The sequence below is a fragment of the Paraburkholderia xenovorans LB400 genome, assembly GCF_000013645.1.
GTDB classification, from domain to species: Bacteria; Pseudomonadota; Gammaproteobacteria; order Burkholderiales; family Burkholderiaceae; genus Paraburkholderia; species Paraburkholderia xenovorans.
On record NC_007951.1, the window covers coordinates 1,695,073 to 1,711,193 of the forward strand.

13 protein-coding genes are annotated in these 16,121 nt (G+C 65.4%); 10 read left to right on the plus strand and 3 right to left on the minus strand.

The window, feature by feature from the left end:
• The first annotated feature begins 25 nt into the window (after positions 1-25).
• From aruF to BXE_RS07540, 6 genes are all read left to right on the plus strand, one after another.
• Positions 26-1,084, plus strand: coding sequence for an arginine/ornithine succinyltransferase subunit alpha (gene aruF / locus BXE_RS07515; protein WP_011487764.1), 1,059 nt, complete (start codon positions 26-28; stop codon positions 1,082-1,084).
• Entirely contained in the window at positions 1,081-2,112 is a 1,032-nt protein-coding gene (astA, locus tag BXE_RS07520; RefSeq protein ID WP_011487765.1) for an arginine N-succinyltransferase, read from the plus strand. The genes aruF and astA overlap by 4 nt, the downstream gene beginning before the upstream one ends.
• 2 nt (positions 2,113-2,114) lie before the next feature.
• Positions 2,115-3,578, plus strand: a complete 1,464-nt coding sequence (astD, locus tag BXE_RS07525; protein WP_038456493.1) for a succinylglutamate-semialdehyde dehydrogenase — start codon at positions 2,115-2,117, stop codon at positions 3,576-3,578.
• 9 nt (positions 3,579-3,587) lie between these two features.
• Positions 3,588-4,928: an N-succinylarginine dihydrolase gene (gene astB / locus BXE_RS07530; RefSeq protein WP_011487767.1), complete on the plus strand. Its 1,341-nt coding sequence runs from the start codon at positions 3,588-3,590 to the stop codon at positions 4,926-4,928.
• Positions 4,912-5,964: a succinylglutamate desuccinylase gene (gene astE, locus BXE_RS07535; protein WP_233518803.1), complete on the plus strand. Its 1,053-nt coding sequence runs from the start codon at positions 4,912-4,914 to the stop codon at positions 5,962-5,964. The genes astB and astE overlap by 17 nt, the downstream gene beginning before the upstream one ends.
• A 269-nt stretch (positions 5,965-6,233) precedes the next feature.
• Positions 6,234-7,028: an ABC transporter substrate-binding protein gene (locus BXE_RS07540; RefSeq protein ID WP_011487769.1), complete on the plus strand. Its 795-nt coding sequence runs from the start codon at positions 6,234-6,236 to the stop codon at positions 7,026-7,028.
• A gap of 134 nt (positions 7,029-7,162) precedes the next feature.
• Here BXE_RS07540 and BXE_RS07545 read toward each other — a convergent pair whose 3' ends face one another.
• Positions 7,163-7,921, minus strand: a complete 759-nt coding sequence (locus BXE_RS07545; protein WP_011487770.1) for an acetoacetate decarboxylase — start codon at positions 7,919-7,921, stop codon at positions 7,163-7,165.
• Between the two features lie 264 nt (positions 7,922-8,185).
• Here BXE_RS07545 and BXE_RS07550 point away from each other — a divergent pair, with 264 nt between their 5' ends.
• Positions 8,186-9,562, plus strand: a complete 1,377-nt coding sequence (locus BXE_RS07550; protein ID WP_011487771.1) for an EAL and HDOD domain-containing protein — start codon at positions 8,186-8,188, stop codon at positions 9,560-9,562.
• 131 nt (positions 9,563-9,693) lie between these two features.
• Here BXE_RS07550 and BXE_RS07555 read toward each other — a convergent pair whose 3' ends face one another.
• Both BXE_RS07555 and BXE_RS07560 read right to left on the minus strand, forming a co-directional pair.
• Positions 9,694-11,151, minus strand: coding sequence for an HDOD domain-containing protein (locus BXE_RS07555; protein WP_011487772.1), 1,458 nt, complete (start codon positions 11,149-11,151; stop codon positions 9,694-9,696).
• A 91-nt stretch (positions 11,152-11,242) separates the two neighbouring features.
• A complete protein-coding gene (locus BXE_RS07560) occupies positions 11,243-13,057 on the minus strand; it encodes a putative bifunctional diguanylate cyclase/phosphodiesterase (protein WP_011487773.1) in 1,815 nt (604 codons plus the stop codon).
• Between the two features lie 299 nt (positions 13,058-13,356).
• On the opposite strand from BXE_RS07560, the gene BXE_RS07565 reads away from it, so the two are divergent.
• The 3 genes from BXE_RS07565 (at position 13,357) to BXE_RS07575 (ending at position 16,061) form a co-directional block, all read left to right on the plus strand.
• Positions 13,357-14,694, plus strand: a complete 1,338-nt coding sequence (locus BXE_RS07565) for an EAL and HDOD domain-containing protein (protein ID WP_038458098.1) — start codon at positions 13,357-13,359, stop codon at positions 14,692-14,694.
• A 240-nt stretch (positions 14,695-14,934) separates the two neighbouring features.
• A complete protein-coding gene (locus BXE_RS07570; RefSeq protein ID WP_038456490.1) occupies positions 14,935-15,498 on the plus strand; it encodes a peroxiredoxin in 564 nt (187 codons plus the stop codon).
• 98 nt (positions 15,499-15,596) lie between these two features.
• Positions 15,597-16,061 (plus strand): hypothetical protein, encoded by a 465-nt coding sequence (locus BXE_RS07575; protein ID WP_011487776.1) that lies wholly within the window; start codon positions 15,597-15,599, stop codon positions 16,059-16,061.
• Positions 16,062-16,121: the final 60 nt, after the last annotated feature.

Below are 16,121 nucleotides of genomic sequence, written 5' to 3' on the forward strand. Positions count from 1 at the left end.
CGCGTCACATTCAACAGGAACGATGATGCTCTTCGTACGCCCAGGCCGCCTCGCCGATCTCGACGCGCTCGAGCATATGGCACGCACCGCGCAACCGGTGCTGCATTCCCTGCCGCACGACCGGCGCGCGCTCGAAGCGCGCGTCGCGTTGTCGGAAGACTCGTTTCGCGCGGAGGTCGATTTTCCGGGCGAGGAGTTCTATCTGTTCGTGCTCGAAGATGCGTCAAGCGGCAAGCTGATGGGCACGGCGAGCATCGTCGCCGCGGCAGGTTATTCGGACCCGTTCTACGCGTTTCGCAACGACGCGCTGATTCACGCGTCGCGCGAATTGCACGTGAACCGCAAGATTCACGCGCTGACCATGTCGCATGAGCTCACCGGCAAGAGCCGTCTGGCCGGCTATTACATCGATCCGTCGCTGCGGGGCGACGCCGCTGCGCATCTGATGTCGCGCGCGCGAATGATGTATATCGCCGCCAATCGCAAGCGCTTCACGTCCGAGGTGTTTTCGCTGCTGCTCGGCGTCACCGACGGGAACGGCGTGTCGCCATTCTGGGAAGCGGTGGGGCGCAAGTTCTTCGGCCGCGACTTCGCGGACATCGAGATCGAATCGGGTGGCCGCAGCCGCACGTTTATCGCCGAAGTGATGCCCACCTATCCCATCTATGTGCCGTTGCTGCCCGAGGCGGCGCAGCGTGTGCTCGGCGAGCCGGATTCGAAGGCCTTGCTCGCGTACGACATTCATCTCGAAGAAGGCTTCGAGACAGACCGCTACGTCGACATTTTCGACGCGGGTCCGGTATTGACCGCACAAGTGGACCGCAGCGCCTGTGTCACGCGCAACGAAACGCGCGTGGTGCATGAGAGCGATGCGGCCGCCAACGGCTCGACGTATCTGATCGCGCATAACGCCGCCGACGGCGAGTTCCGCTGCGTGCTCGGCGAACTGGCGGCGGGCAAACCGGCCGGCGCGCCGTTGCCGCACGCGGCGCGCGTCGTGCTCGGCGTAGAGGAGGGCGACACGGTGCGCTGCGTGCCGCTGCACGCGTCGCAGCAGGATGAACAATCGGGAGACGCACGATGATCGTCGTTCGCGTTGTGCAACGAGGCGATGTGGACGCGCTGATGCGGCTCGCGCAGGAAACCGGCCCGGGTCTGACCACTTTCAAGCCCGACCGCGAGGCACTCGCGGCACGCGTGGAGCGTGCGCGCCGCACGATGGAAGACAAGGCCGAGCCGTATGAAGCCGGCTACTTCTTCGTGATGGAAGACACAGATACCGGCGACGTGGCCGGCGTGTGCGGAATCGAAACAGCGGTGGGCCTGCAACAGCCGTTCTACAACTATCGCGTGAGCACGGTGGTGCATGCGAGCCAGGACCTCGGGATCTGGACGCGCATGCGCGCGCTGAATATCTCGCACGACCTGACGGGTTACGCGGAAGTGTGCTCGCTGTTCCTCAGCCCGCGTTATCGCACGAGCGGCGTGGGCGGCTTGCTGTCGCGGTCGCGCTTCATGTTTCTCGCGCAGTTTCGCGAGCGCTTTCCGCAGCGTCTGTGCGCGGAATTGCGCGGCCATTTCGATGCGGAAGGCAGCTCGCCGTTCTGGCGCGCGGTCGGCTCGCATTTCTACCAGATCGATTTCAACGCGGCGGACTACCTGAGTTCGCACGGCCGCAAGGCGTTTCTCGCCGAGCTGATGCCGCGCTACCCGGTGTATGTCGAGTTGTTGCCGCAAGAGGCGCAGGACTGCGTCGGCCTCACACATAGCGACACGATTCCGGCGCGCCGTATGCTCGAAGCGGAAGGGCTGCGCTACGAGAATCACGTCGATATTTTCGATGCGGGTCCGGTGCTCGAATGCCATATCGCCGATTTGCGCACCGTGCGCGAGAGCGTGGTGGTGCCGGTCGAAATCGGCGAGTCGGGCGCGCCGCAAGATGGGCGGAAGTCGATGGTATCGAATACCTCGTTGGGCGATTTTCGCGTCGGCGTGGTGGAGGGCGTGCCGCAGGACGGTGTGTTCCGCCTCAGCGCGGCCGAGGCCTCGGCACTCGACGTCGAGGCGGGCGACCTCGTGCGCGTGCTGCCGCAGAAACACAAACAGGGATGATCATGAGCGAGCTTTTCATCGGCGGCGAATGGGCCGCCGGCACAGGACCCGCATTCGCGTCGCGCAACCCGGGCACGGGCGCGGCGGTGTGGGAAGGCAACAGCGCGTCGGCTGACGACGTGGACCGCGCGGTGCGCAGCGCGCGCCGTGCGTTCGCCGCCTGGTCGGCGTCGAGTGTCGACGAACGTTGCGCCGTGGTGCGTCGCTTCGCCGCGCTCGTGACCGAACGCAAGGAAGCGCTGGCCGAAGCGATCGGCCGCGAAACCGGCAAGCCGTTGTGGGAAGCGCGCACGGAAGCCGCTTCGATGGCGGCCAAGGTCGAGATTTCGATTCAGGCCTATAACGAACGTACTGGCGAGAAGCGCTCGGCAATGGCGGACGGCACGGCCGTGTTGAGGCATCGGCCGCATGGCGTGGTGGCCGTGTTCGGGCCGTATAACTTTCCTGGGCATCTGCCGAACGGCCATATCGTGCCGGCGCTGATCGCGGGCAATGCGGTCGTGTTCAAGCCGTCGGAACTCGCGCCCGGCGTGGCCGCGCTCACCGTGCAGATCTGGCGCGACGCCGGTTTGCCGGCAGGCGTGCTGAACCTCGTGCAGGGCGAGAAAGACACGGGCATTGCGCTGGCGAATCACCGGCAGATCGACGGCCTCTTCTTCACAGGTAGTTCGGATACCGGAACATTGCTGCACAAGCAGTTCGGCGGCCGCCCCGAGATCGTGCTGGCGCTGGAAATGGGCGGCAACAATCCGCTCGTGATCGGGCCGGTGGCCGATGTCGATGCCGCCGTGCATCACACGATCCAGTCAGCGTTTCTGTCGGCGGGGCAGCGTTGCACGTGTGCGCGCCGCATCTTCGTGCCGAACGACGCAGCGGGCGATCGCTTCCTGGAGCGCTTCACCGAGGTCACCTCGCGCATCACTGTCGGCGAATACAACGCCGATCCGCAACCGTTCATGGGCGCGGTGATTTCGGTGCGCGCGGCGTCGCGTCTCGTCGCCGCGCAGGAACGCTTGCTGGCTGACGGCGCCAAAGCATTGCTGAAGATGGAGCAACGCGATCCGAAGCTCGGCTTCGTCACGCCCGCGATTCTCGACGTCACGAACGTGGCGAATCGGCCGGACGAAGAACACTTCGGTCCTTTGGCGCAGATCATCCGCTACGGCAGCTTTAACGAAGCGCTGGAACAGGCCAACGACACCGAGTTCGGCCTCTCGGCGGGCCTCCTCGCCGACGACGAAGCGCTCTGGGCGCACTTCCAGCGCACCATCCGCGCGGGCATCGTCAACTGGAACCGGCCGACCAACGGCGCCTCGTCGGGCGCGCCGTTCGGCGGTCCGGGCCGCTCGGGCAATCACCGGCCGAGCGCGTACTACGCCGCCGACTACTGCGCGTTCCCGATGGCTTCCGTCGAAAGCGCGCAACTGCAAATGCCCGCGAGCGTCTCGCCGGGCCTTCAATTCTAAGGATCGACGATGCAAGCCACTGAAGCCAATTTCGACGGCCTGGTCGGCCCGACCCACAACTACGCGGGGCTCTCGTTCGGCAACGTCGCGTCGCAGAACAACGAGAAGTCGGTTGCGAATCCGAAGGCGGCGGCCAAACAGGGCCTGCGCAAGATGAAGCAGCTTGCCGATCTCGGCTTTCATCAGGGCGTGTTGCCGCCGCAGGAGCGTCCGTCGATGCGTCTGTTGCGCGAGCTCGGTTTTTCCGGCGACGACGCAACGGTGATCGCGCGCGTGGCGCGAGACGCGCCCGAGTTGCTGGCCGCGGCGAGTTCGGCTTCGGCGATGTGGACCGCGAACGCGGCGACCGTGAGTCCGTCCGCCGATACGAACGACGGCCGCGTGCATTTCACGCCGGCCAATCTGTGCAGCAAGCTGCACCGCGCGATCGAACACGAATCGACGCGCCGCACGTTGCGCACCATGTTCAACGACACCGACCGTTTCGTGGTGCACGAGGCGTTGCCCGGCACGCCCGCGCTCGGCGACGAAGGCGCGGCGAATCACACGCGCTTTTGCGAGGAATATGGCGCGCGTGGCGTCGAATTCTTCGTGTATGGCCGTAGCGAGTATCGTCGCGGACCGGAGCCGAAGCGCTTCCCGGCGCGTCAGAGCTTCGAAGCGAGCCGCGCGGTGGCGCACCGTCATGGCCTCGCCGACGAGGCCACGGTCTACGCGCAGCAGAACCCCGACGTGATCGACGCCGGCGTATTCCACAACGACGTGATCGCGGTCGGCAATCGCAACACGCTGTTCTGTCATCAGTTTGCGTTCGTCGAACCGAACGCGGTGTACGACGAATTGCGCGCGAAACTCTCCGGCCTGAAAGCCGCCTTCAACGTGATCGAAGTGCCGGACGCGCAGGTGAGCGTTGCCGATGCGGTCAGTTCGTATCTGTTCAACAGCCAGTTGCTGACGCGGCCGGACGGCAAGCAGGTGCTGGTGGTGCCGCAGGAATGCCGCGAAAACCCGCGCGTGGCCGCTTACCTCGACGACCTGACCTCGCGCACAGGCCCGATCGACGACGTACTGGTGTTCGATCTGCGCGAAAGCATGAAAAACGGCGGCGGCCCGGCGTGCCTGCGCCTGCGTGTCGTGCTCGACGACGCGGAACGCGCAGCGGTGACACCAGGCGTGTGGATCGACGACACGTTGTTCGGCCGTCTGGATGCGTGGATCGAGAAACACTATCGCGACCGCCTCGCGCCGGCCGATCTGACCGACCCGCATCTGCTCGCCGAGTCGCGCACCGCGCTCGACGAACTGACGCAGATTCTCGGCCTGGGCTCGCTGTATGACTTCCAGCGCTGAGGGCAGCATGCCGGTTTCGCTGCTCGACGATTTCCTCGCTTATACGCTGGCCGGTACGCGGCCGGCCGCGAGCGAAGCACAGGGCACGTGTGCCGGCGGCGTGCGCTGGTCGTGGCTGGACGACGGCGTATTGCTGATGGAACCGGCTGTGCAGGAAGAGGGCATGCGCAGTGTGCTCGTCTCCGCCGGCGTGCATGGCGACGAAACCGCGCCGATCGAACTGCTCGCGTTTCTCGTGCGCGACATCGCGCATGGCACCGCGGCGTTGACCGGCCGCCTGCTGGTGATTCTCGGCAACGTCGACGCAATGCGCGACGCGTGCCGTTATCGCGACGACGATCTGAACCGGCTTTTCAGCGGCCGTCATCTGCAACTGCCGCAGAGCCACGAGGCGCCGCGTGCGGCGGCGCTGGAACGGGCCGCCACGCGGTTTTTCGCGGCGGCGCCAGACAATCCCGGCGCGCGCTGGCATATCGACATGCACACGGCCATCCGCGCGTCCGCCTTCGAGCAGTTCGCGTTACTGCCGCACACCGGCAAGCCGTTTTCGCGTGCGATGTTCGAGTGGCTCGGCGAGGCGCGCATCAGTGCGGTGCTGTTGCACACCACCAGGGGCAACACGTATTCGCATTTCACCGCGCAGGCATGTGGCGCGCTGGCTTGCACGCTGGAACTCGGCAAGGTGCGTCCGTTCGGGCAGAACGATCTGACGCGTTTCGCCGGCGCCGATCATGCGGTGCGGCACCTGCTGGCCGGCATGCGCGGCGAGGTGCGCGCGCCTATGCCGAGGGCGTTTACGGTAATCGACCAGATCACCAGGCAGAGCGAAGCATTCGAATTGCTGGTCGCGCCCGATGTCGCGAATTTCACGCCGTTCGCAAAAGACACGGTGCTCGCACGCGATGGCGACTATCGCTATGTCGTGCGTCACGACGAGGAGCGTCTCGTGTTTCCGAACGCGACGGTCAAGCCCGGTTTGCGCGCCGGCCTGATGGTCATCGAAACGACGCAGGACACGCTCTCGAAGCTCGTGTAGTCCACGCAGGAACCCGCGACCGTGCGCGCGGGTTTGCCTGAACGCGACATTTATTTACACCTTCCCACCTACGGCTCACGGCGCTCGCTCCACGACGCGCCGGGCGGCGCGCCCGCAGGGGCGGCAAACGCGGCCTGTACAATCGCGGCCTCGCGGCTGTTGCGCTGCATCACACCGGCCGCACGAGTTTGAATCGCAATTTTGGCGCGGCAATCATGCTTGCGCGGATTCGGCTCCGTCTCACTCAATACCGTAGAGGAACACCCGTAATGAAGATGAATTGGCGAAACATGGCCGCGCTCGCGCTGTTCGCGGCGGCCACGGCTACGGCCGGCACCGCATCGGCTGCGGATATCAAGGAAGTGCATTTCGGCGTCGAGGCGTCGTATGCGCCGTTCGAATCGAAGTCGCCGTCGGGCGAACTGCAAGGTTTCGACATCGACGTCGGCAATGCCGTGTGCGCGAAGCTGAAGGCCAGATGCGTGTGGGTCGAGAACTCGTTCGACGGTCTGATCCCGGCCTTGCAGGCGCGCAAGTTCAATGCCATCAACTCGGATATGACGATCACGGACCAACGCCGCCAGGCGATCGATTTCACCGATCCGATCTACACGATCCCGAATCAGATGATCGCGAAGAAGGGCAGCGGTCTGCTGCCGACGCCGGCTTCGCTCAAGGGCAAGCATGTGGGCGTGCTGCAGGGCACGATTCAGGAAACCTACGCGAAGGCGCGCTGGGCGCCGGCCGGCGTCGATGTCGTGCCGTATCAGACGCAGGATCAGATTTACGCCGACCTCGCTTCGGGCCGTCTCGATGCGGCGTTCCAGGACGCGGAGGCCGCGTCGAAAGGCTTCCTGAAGAAGCCGCAAGGCGCCGGTTTCGACTTTGCCGGTCCGGCTGTCACCGACGAAAAGCTGCTGGGCGCGGGCGTTGGCTTCGGCGTTCGCAAGGGCGACAAGGCATTGAAAGACGCGCTGAACCAGGCGCTCAGGGAACTGAAGGCGGACGGCACGATCGACCGCTTTGCGGCCAGATACTTCGACGTGAAAGTGGTATTGAAGTGACGCGCGCCTCGCGCGTTTTCGCTGTCTGTATCTGATGGTGCGAATGCAAACGGCCGCGGCCGTTTGCATTCGAGGTGTGACGCATTGGCACCCGCGTTGGCGCCAGGCCATGCCGCGGCGTGACCGCCGCTCGATCAACGCGCGTTCGCTTGCGGTTGACCGAGATAGTCGAACACCACCTCGCCGAGACCGAGCGTCAGGTCGGCGATCAGATGGCGCGCCTCCACGACTTCCAGTACCGGCAATGCCGCGACCGGCGCGAGCGCGTGCGGCGCCAGTTCGAGCGCGGCCGGCCCGGTCCATGCGCCTTTCAGATCGATGTCCTGCAGGTAGTAGCGCACCAGTTCGCAGATGCGCGGCGTGCCGTCCACATGCGGAATCACCTTGAGCAGGAAGTTCGGCGTTTCGAGGCGTTTTTTCTGCTGCGCGAGATCGAGCTGCCGGTGCTTGTAGCCCATCGTGCCGGTGGCGATGCGCACCGGGCCGTAGTCGAGCGTGCCGACCAGCGTGTCGGTATGGACGGCGAGCACCGGGTTCGCGAGCTTCTTCGGAAATCCCCACAACTCGCGGCCGCCGGCGATCGGCGGGTGATCGTCCAGATACATGGCCAGCGTATAGCCGCCCGCCACACCCTTGTACGAAACCGGAATTACCTGGCCGCTTTCCGTGTAGTCGCCGAAGCCGGTCGAGTCCGGCATGCGAATGAATTCGTAGTGGACCAGCGGCTCGCCGATTTCGAGCGGCTCAGGCACCACGGCGCGCAGTTTGTCCGGATCGGTGCGGTAGGTGATGATCAGAAATTCGCGGTTGATGAACCGGTACGGGCCCATAGGAAATGCCGGGCTGGTGATCGGCATCGCGAAGGCATTTGACAGCACGCTTTTGACGTCCATGTTTTCCTCGATGATTAAACGCGGTTGGAACGCTTTTGCACTGCACAAGAGTATCGGCGATTTCGGGGCGGATTTCTTTCGGACGCGTCTCCAATTATTTCGAGATATTGCTTCATGGGCGTGTCGGCGCATGGCGGCGTGAGATAAAATCGCCGGACGCATCGCGGGCGCCAAGGGCCTCACATCTCGGGCCGCGCGCCGACGGGGCAGCGAAAACCAGAATACTGTAGCAAGCGTCGCAGCGGCGCTCAGCGGGGGAGCACTATGACCAGCATCGCAATCGAAAAACCGGGCCAGCGTGGCGCCACGGAGGATGCGCAATTGAACGCCAGCTTCGCGCGACAGCCGATTCTGAATCGGGACGGCATGCTGTGCGGCTACGACATCAAGGTGCGCGCACCTGAATGGACCGCGGAGATGGCAGAAGCCGCGCAGGCCGCCGCGCACGCGGACATCGAGGCGGATGCGGAGGCCCCGGCGGGCCGCGCGCCCGATCCCGCGCAACTCGTGGCGCGAGCGGTCATTCACGGTCTGCTCCAGGGCGCGGTGCGCAGCGCGTTGACCGGGCATCCGGCCTACGTCGACGTGAGCCGCGAGATGCTGTTCGACGACGCGATCCTGCGGTTGCCCGCCGAGCGCTTCATGCTCGAACTGGCGCCCACCATCACGGTCGACGAGGCGCTGGTGGCGCGCATCGTCCAGTTGCACGGGCGCCGCTATCGCTTCGTGCTCGACGAGGTGACGCAGCCCACCGAAGCCTTCGCCAAACTGCTGCCTTACGCCGAAGTCGTCAAGATCGACTTCACGCGCGCGTCGCCCGCGCTGCTGCCGAAACTGGCGAGCGTGCTCAAGTCGGCGGGCAAACTGCTGGTCGCCTCGGGCATCGACGCACAAGCCGATTTCGAAACGGCGCACGGACTCGGCTTCGATCGCTTCCAGGGTTACTTCTTCGCGCGCGCCCAGACCTCCACCGCGCGCCGCGTCAGCGCGCCGCGCCACGCGCTGCTGAATCTGCTGCAACTCCTCTCGGGCGATCCGACCGTCGCGCAGCTCGAAGCCGAACTCAAGCTGAACCCGGTGCTGGTGATGCATCTGATGAAGCTCGCCAATTCGAGCGGCCTCGCCGTCGGCCACAAGGTGACGACGTTGCGCGAAGCGATCAACGCCACCGGCACCAACCGCATCGCCCGTTGGACGCAACTGCTGCTCTACGCCGACGGCCGCAAGGTCGCGCTTGAGGACGATCCGTTGCTGCAACTCGCCGCGACCCGCGCGCGCTTCATGGAACTGGCAATCGAGCGCCTGCCCGAAGCCGGCCGCGATGAAGCGGACGCGGCATTCCTGACCGGCGTGTTCTCATTCGTCGACGCGGTGTTTGGCGGCTCGCTCGAAAGCACCCTGAACGTGCTGACGTTGTCGCGTCCGATCCAGGCCGCGATCCTGCACCGCGAGGGTGTGTTGGGGCTGTTGCTGAGCACGGTCGCGGCACTGGAGCGCGGCGACTGGAATGAGATCGGCACGCTGTGCGCGCGCCTTGCGCCGCTCACCGTCGAGGAGGTGGCGGCAATGGGTCTGGCGGCAGGCGCGTGGGCCGGCGTCGCGGACCGCAGCGCGGAAGGGCTCGAAAGAATCGAGGATTGAAGCCGGTGATCCGGGCCGCGCCATGCGGCGCATGCCGGCCCCCGGCAAGCCTGACCCGACTTCAACGTGGCGTCGGGCAAATACAGAACTGGTGAGCGTGAAGCGCCGTGATCAACGATCACGCCAGGTCTTCACATCGTCTCCATTTCCTGCATCTGCCCCAGGCCGAAAAAACGCCCTAACTCCCTCGCCAGTTCATTCAACACGCTCATTTCTTTCTGTGAGATGCGGCGTGGCTCCTGACTATGCGACCAGTCGCCGTATAAAAGCGCCACGGTCGTGTCGGTTTCGTCGACCACCGGCAGCAGCACGAAGGCGCGGGCGTCGTCGAAAGAGCGGCGGAACCAGTCGGGTAGCCGCGCGACCATCTTCGGATCGCGCGCGTTCTCGATGAAGATGCCCACCGAGTTCGCAATCGCCAGATGAAACACGTCGGGCTCGAAGGCGGTGTTGAAGGTCAGCCTGGGCAAGGCCGCGTCGATCTTCGGTCCGAGTCCGAGGCGCGCCTTGAAGGTGCCGTTGCTGTGCTTGACGAACACCACCGTGCGCGCAAAGCCGAGACCGGCCAGCAGGGTTTCGGCGGCCATTGCCAGCGCCGGCGCGAGCGGGCTGCCCTCGGGCAGGCCGCGCAGATCCTTGACCCCCACCGCGATGCGCGCCTCGGGGTTGAGCGCTTCGCGCGCGATCGCGTCCGCGTTGGCGCGCAACTCGACGATTTCGCGCATCACGCCGTCGCCGCCTTCCTCGCGGGCGAGCGCGACACTCATATCGAGCAGCACGTCCGCGTCGGTGTTCAGCGCGCCGCTATATTCCTGCGCCAGCCCGGCGATGCGTTCCTCGCGCTCCCAGTCCGGCATGTTCTGCTGGGTGAGCACGTCGGCCACGGCTGTCGAGTAGTTGGTGATGGCGCGCAGCCACTGCACCTGGCGCGGCTGCGTGACGTCCTGCGGGTCGAATTCGCCCATGCCGGAGCGGATCATGTCGGGCAGGCGCCAGCGCACGGCGGCTTCGGCGCCGATTTCGTCGAACGTCACGCCGAGCACCAGCACGCAGGCATCGGCTTCGAGCGTGCCGCTCTCGATGTGACGGCGAATCTGATCCCATTCGGCGTCGAGATAGAACACCACCAGCAGCTTGCCGATCTGCCGCATCAGTGTGCAGACCACGGCTTCCTCGCCGGCGCGCAGATCGCCGCGCTCGGTCAGCTTGCGGGCGACGCAGCCCGACAGCAGCGTGCGGTTCAGTTCGAGTTTCGCGTCGATGCGGCGCGGCGCGCTGGCGTGAAAGTGATCGACGATCTTCAGGCCGACCACGAGATGGCCGACCGCGTCCATGCCGAGCACCATCAACGCGCGCGAGACGGTCGTGATGTTGCCGCCGAACGCCATGTACATGGCCGAATTGGCGAGACGCAGCACCTTTTGCGTGAGGGCGAAGTCGGACAACACCACTTGCACGAGGCCGGTGAAGTCGAGGTCGTCATTGTTCATCGCCGCCATCGTGGAGCGCAGCGACTGCGACAGCATGGGGAAATCGCCGCGCTCGCTCATTCGCGTCCAGAGCCGGTCGAGCACTGCCGCCTTTACCATGTGAGTCCCGCAAAAGCCATACGTGTTCCAATGAATGCCGCGCCGGCCTTGAGCCGGCATGTTCCGGTACGTGAGCGCTTTGCCTGCATCGCTATGCGGTGTGCAGATGAAGCGTGCGCGCTTTGAACCGCTCGGCGAGTTCGTCGGAGGGCAGCGCCTTGCAGACGAGCCACCCCTGGATGTGGTCGCATCCCATCTCGGTGAGGAGGGTTCGCTGAGCTTCCGTTTCGACGCCCTCGGCCACCAGTTCGAGATCGAGTGTCTGGGCGAGACCCACGACCGCGCTAACGATTGCCTGATCGTTTCGCGAGGTTAGCAGATTCTCGACAAAACTCCTGTCGATCTTCAGCTTGGCGAGCGGAAAGCGTTGCAGGTAAGCCAGGCTCGAATAGCCGGTGCCGAAGTCGTCGACGGCGAAGCGGATGCCCATCGCCGTCAGGTCTTCGAGCAGCACCTTGGCATGCGCCGGGTCGTGCATCAGCAGGCTTTCGGTGATCTCGAACACGAGGCGGCGCGGATCGATGCCGGTCAGCTCGATCGCTTCGCGCACGGCGTCCTTGAAGCGCGGATCGCGGAACTGCTGCGGCGACACGTTCACGGCCACGTACTGCAGGCAGATGCCTTTGGCGTCCCACTGGATCAACTGCATGCAGGCCACCTTCAAGACCCAGTTGCCGAGGAAGTTGATCAGGCCGATCGATTCCGCGAGCGGGATGAACATGGACGGCGGCACCAGCCCGTGCACCGGGTGCAACCAGCGGATCAACGCTTCCACGCCGACCACGCCGTGCGTGCGGCTGCTCGTGATCGGCTGGAAGTGCAGCGAGAACTCGCCGTTGCGCACGCCGTCGTAGAGGTCGGCCTCCAGCTTCAGGCGCTCGGCGTCGGCGGGGTTGTCGTCGGGGACGTAGAAGGCGAGCGTGTTGCCGCCGGCCGCCTTGGCTTGCAGCAGCGCGTGGTCCGCCCAGCGCAGCAGGTGGGTGTCGTGAGCGGCGGTGTCGTTGGCGTGGCGCACGTCCGGGTAGAGCGCAATGCCGATGCTCGCCGACAGGTGCACCTGCTGGCCGTTGAATACATACGGCTGCTGGATCGCGGTGAGCAGGCGCCGCGCCAGGGTCTCGGCGGCGGCCGCCGCGTCGGTGCGGCTCGCGGCGGGCTTCACCAGGATCGCGAACTCGTCGCTCGCCACGCGCGCCACGGTCTCGCCCGGGCTCGTCATATTCAGTATGCGGCGCGAGGTGTCGCGCAGCATTTCGTCGCCGGCGTCGTAGCCGAGCGCGCGGTTCACGCGCTGATAGTCGTCGAGGTCGAGCAGCAGCAGCGCGGCCGGCGTGCCGTGCGCGTCGGCCTGCTGCTGGGCGTCGAGCAGCGCCGGAATCAGCGCCGACTGATTGGCCAGATTGGTCAGGCGGTCCAGATGCAGCGCCTGGGTCAGGCGTTCCTCGGTGGCGCGCCAGGCCGACACGTCGAAGCCGGCGATCGCATAGCCGTCGGCGCCGTCGTGGCTGCTGCGCACCACGCGCAGTTCGACGGTGATCGGGTAAGTGAGCGACTTGATGAGACCGAGCGTGGCCTTCTCGACATTGCCGGAGGCGGCGGCACGGGTGAGCAGCGCGTCGAGGCGCGGCACATCGGCCGGCGCCACGAGGTCGTGCAGCGTGATGGTTTCGAGATACTCGCGGTGATAACCAATGAAGCGCAGGCTGGCATCGGACACATAGAGGAAGTGCAGTTCGTCGTCGACGTGCGCCAGCAGGTCGACGGCGCCGACCACCTGTTCCAGTTGCGCAGCGCGGCCGGCAGCCGTCTGCGGTTTGCCGTGCTCGCGCCGGCCGAGCGCACGAAGCCGATCGATGACCGTGCGCAAGGAGCCCCGGCGGGGCGCGGTGATCCTGTTCGCTTCCATGTTTATCGCTGGGAACCTGTATTCGTCTGCAGGCGAGGCGGCTGTTTTCCGCCGTGTCGGGCGGTCGAGAGGGTATCAGGCCGCCCTATCAGAACGAGATAACGGCCGGTGCCGGGAAATCTTTAGCGCGTGCCGCAAAAAACACCCGGTAAGGAAAAGCTTGCGTGGCATTGCGCTCGCCGGAGGCCGATTCGGCTAAAGTGCGGCTATCCGACGTCCGTTAATACGGGAAACCTGTTGTGCAGCGCCGGCCATGACGCCGCCGCTGCGTAGCTTTCCGAACACTTGCACCGATGCTCATGTCTGAACGCCATCAAGCCAGGGCCACTGCCCGGCACAGCGAGGTGCTCGACTCGACTGCCGAAGCCGCCGCGCCGCTGCCTTCCGCGCAGTTCGTCTATCTGGGCCGCCAGCCGATCCTCGATCGCGACGGTGCGCTCAATGCTTACGAATTGTTGTTCCGAGCCGGCGCGCATAACTACGCCGAAGTCACCGACGACGCCCAGGCCACGGCGCAGGTGGTGGCGCGCGCCATCGGCGGGATCGGTGTGCCGACGGTGCTGGGGCGGCATCGCGGTTTCGTCAATATCGACCGGGCGCTGCTCTTTAACGACATCGTCCATCTGATGCCGCCCGGGCGCTTCGTGCTCGAAATTCTCGAGACCGTGGAATTCGACGCGCCACTGTGCCGCCGTCTGGGCGAACTGCGCCGCGCCGGCTTTCAGGTGGCGCTCGACGACATCAGCGAACTGTCCGACGAGTTGGGCGCCGCGCTGCCGTACGCCGACATCGTCAAGATCGATTTCTTGCAGACCGACCGCGCCGTGCTCCCGAAGCTGGCGTCTGTCGTGCGCGGGCAGGGCAAGACGCTGATTGCCGAGAAGGTCGAGACACGCGAAGACTTCGCGCTCGCACGCGAGCTCGGCTTCGATCTGTTTCAGGGCTATTTTTTCGCGCGGCCCCAGGTGCTGGCCGCGCCGCGCAACCGCTCGCCGCGGCCGGGCCTGCTGCGTCTGCTCGCCTTGCTGTCGCGCGATGCCGGCATCGCCGAACTCGAAGCCGAACTCAAGCTGAACCCGAGCGTGGTGGTGCAACTGCTGCGCCTCGTCAATTCGAGCGCGTTCGGCCTGGGGCGCAATATTGCGTCGCTGCGCGAGGCGATCATCGCCACCGGCACGCGGCAGATCGCGCGCTGGGCGCAACTGCTGCTTTACGCCGACAGCGGCGATCTGCCGCTGCGCGCCGATCCGCTGGTGCAGCTGGCGGGAACGCGCTCGCGCTTCATGGAACTGGCCGCCGCCTGGCTGCGACCCGCCGATGACGAATTCGCCGACGCCGCGTTCATGACCGGGATTTTTTCGCTGATCCACGTGGTGCTGGGCAGCTCGCCTGGCGCGGTGCTGGAGAAACTCGGCCTCGCGCTGCGGATTCGCGAAGCGATCGTCTCGCGGCGCGGCGAGCTGGGCACCTTGCTGCGCCTCGCCGAGGTGGCCGGCGAAGGGGGCGACGCGGCGTCGATCGCGCTCGGCCCCGATGCGCCGCCCGGCTTCGTGGCCTTCACGCCGGAAGTGCTGGCCCAGTTGAACCTGTCGGCCGCGGCCTGGTTCGGTGCGCATATCGGCGAAGTGGTTGTCTGACGAACGGCCGGTCCTGCGGTATTTCTGCGGGTTGCCGTGAGTTGGCGGCGTGGGGCGGCGCAGGTTGGCCGAACCGTGTCCGCGGTGTCCGCGGCAGCGGCTTGCGCATCTTTCGGGCGGGTTCTTACGTACCTCGTGAGTACGTGGTCCAATAGCGAAGTTGGCCCGCGTTCCCGTGAACGCAGCGGCCCTGGGTTCGTAGGACGAACCGCATGCATGAACGCCTGGAGGAACAGACAGATGAAGAAGAAATTCATATCGGCGGTACTGGCCGGCGCCGTCTCGGTGGGATTCGCCATGCATTCGCTGACGGCCTCGGCGACCCTCAAGCCGGGCGACGCGGCGCCGGCGTTCACCGCGCAGGCTTCGCTGGGCGGCAAGACCTACACCTATTCACTCGCCGACGAGCTGAAGAAAGGACCGGTGGTGCTGTACTTCTATCCGGCCGCCTTCACCAAGGGCTGCACGATCGAAGCCCACGAGTTCGCCGAAGCCGTGGACGAGTACAAGAAATATGGCGCGACGGTGATCGGCGTGTCGCACGACAACATCGACACGCTGACGAAGTTTTCGGTGAGCGAATGCCGTAGCAAGTTCCCGGTCGCGGCCGACGCCGACTCGAAGGTGATCGGCGAATATGACGCGGGCATGCCGATGCATGCGTCGATGGCCAATCGCGTGTCGTATGTGATCGCGCCGGACGGCAAGATCATCTATGAATACACGAGCCTGTCGCCGGAGAAGCATGTCGAGAACACGCTGAAGGCGGTGAAAGAATGGGCTGCGACGCACAAGCAGCCGTGAGAACGGCAACCGGCGTCCGCGCATTTCACGCAATGGTTTCTTGCGGGCAGGGCGAACATTGCTCGTGCTAGGCTGGGATTTTTGACCGTGAGTTTGCGATGCCGATTCTCGTTGCGTTGATTGCGCTGGCCGCGCTGGTGTATGGCGCGGTGCGGGCGTTCCATGCGTTGCAGGCCGCGTTCGGACTGGGCGTTGCGGTTGGCGCTGCCGTGCTGGTCCTGGCATTGCTGATGGCCGCGCTGGCGTATTGGTGGCGCCGCCGCAAGGAGGTGGCGCCGAATATCCGCGACGGCGACTGGACTCACGAACTCCAGGGCAGTTGGGGATGGGTCCGGCTCGCTGCGGCCAGGCGCCTGTGCGAAATCCAGGTTGGCGTGGAGCAGGGCGCTTATATCTTTGCCGATCTGCTTGACGCCGAGGCGCAAGGCCGCGAGGCACAGGCGCAGGTCGCGCTGAAGGTCAAGGACGCGACGCGTGAGGTGTGGGTGCTGCCCATGTCGAGCGAGCGGCAGGCCAGGCAATGGCAGCGGATTTTTCAGCTTGCCATGCAGCAGAAGCTTTGAAGAACGGCAATGTGGCTATCCGTTAGGCAAAGGCCGCGGTTTGCCCGACTGCGCACACGC

Excerpts from the sequence above, each read along its gene's own strand:
- aruF (WP_011487764.1), top strand. The coding sequence starts at position 26 with ATGCTCTTCGTACGCCCAGGCCGCCTCGCCGATCTCGACGCGCTCGAG.
- astA (WP_011487765.1), top strand. The coding sequence starts at position 1,081 with ATGATCGTCGTTCGCGTTGTGCAACGAGGCGATGTGGACGCGCTGATG.
- astD (WP_038456493.1), top strand. The coding sequence starts at position 2,115 with ATGAGCGAGCTTTTCATCGGCGGCGAATGGGCCGCCGGCACAGGACCC.
- astB (WP_011487767.1), top strand. The coding sequence starts at position 3,588 with ATGCAAGCCACTGAAGCCAATTTCGACGGCCTGGTCGGCCCGACCCAC.
- astE (WP_233518803.1), top strand. The coding sequence starts at position 4,912 with ATGACTTCCAGCGCTGAGGGCAGCATGCCGGTTTCGCTGCTCGACGAT.
- BXE_RS07540 (WP_011487769.1), top strand. The coding sequence starts at position 6,234 with ATGAAGATGAATTGGCGAAACATGGCCGCGCTCGCGCTGTTCGCGGCG.
- BXE_RS07545 (WP_011487770.1), bottom strand. The coding sequence starts at position 7,921 with ATGGACGTCAAAAGCGTGCTGTCAAATGCCTTCGCGATGCCGATCACC.
- BXE_RS07550 (WP_011487771.1), top strand. The coding sequence starts at position 8,186 with ATGACCAGCATCGCAATCGAAAAACCGGGCCAGCGTGGCGCCACGGAG.
- BXE_RS07555 (WP_011487772.1), bottom strand. The coding sequence starts at position 11,151 with ATGGTAAAGGCGGCAGTGCTCGACCGGCTCTGGACGCGAATGAGCGAG.
- BXE_RS07560 (WP_011487773.1), bottom strand. The coding sequence starts at position 13,057 with ATGGAAGCGAACAGGATCACCGCGCCCCGCCGGGGCTCCTTGCGCACG.
- BXE_RS07565 (WP_038458098.1), top strand. The coding sequence starts at position 13,357 with ATGTCTGAACGCCATCAAGCCAGGGCCACTGCCCGGCACAGCGAGGTG.
- BXE_RS07570 (WP_038456490.1), top strand. The coding sequence starts at position 14,935 with ATGAAGAAGAAATTCATATCGGCGGTACTGGCCGGCGCCGTCTCGGTG.
- BXE_RS07575 (WP_011487776.1), top strand. The coding sequence starts at position 15,597 with ATGCCGATTCTCGTTGCGTTGATTGCGCTGGCCGCGCTGGTGTATGGC.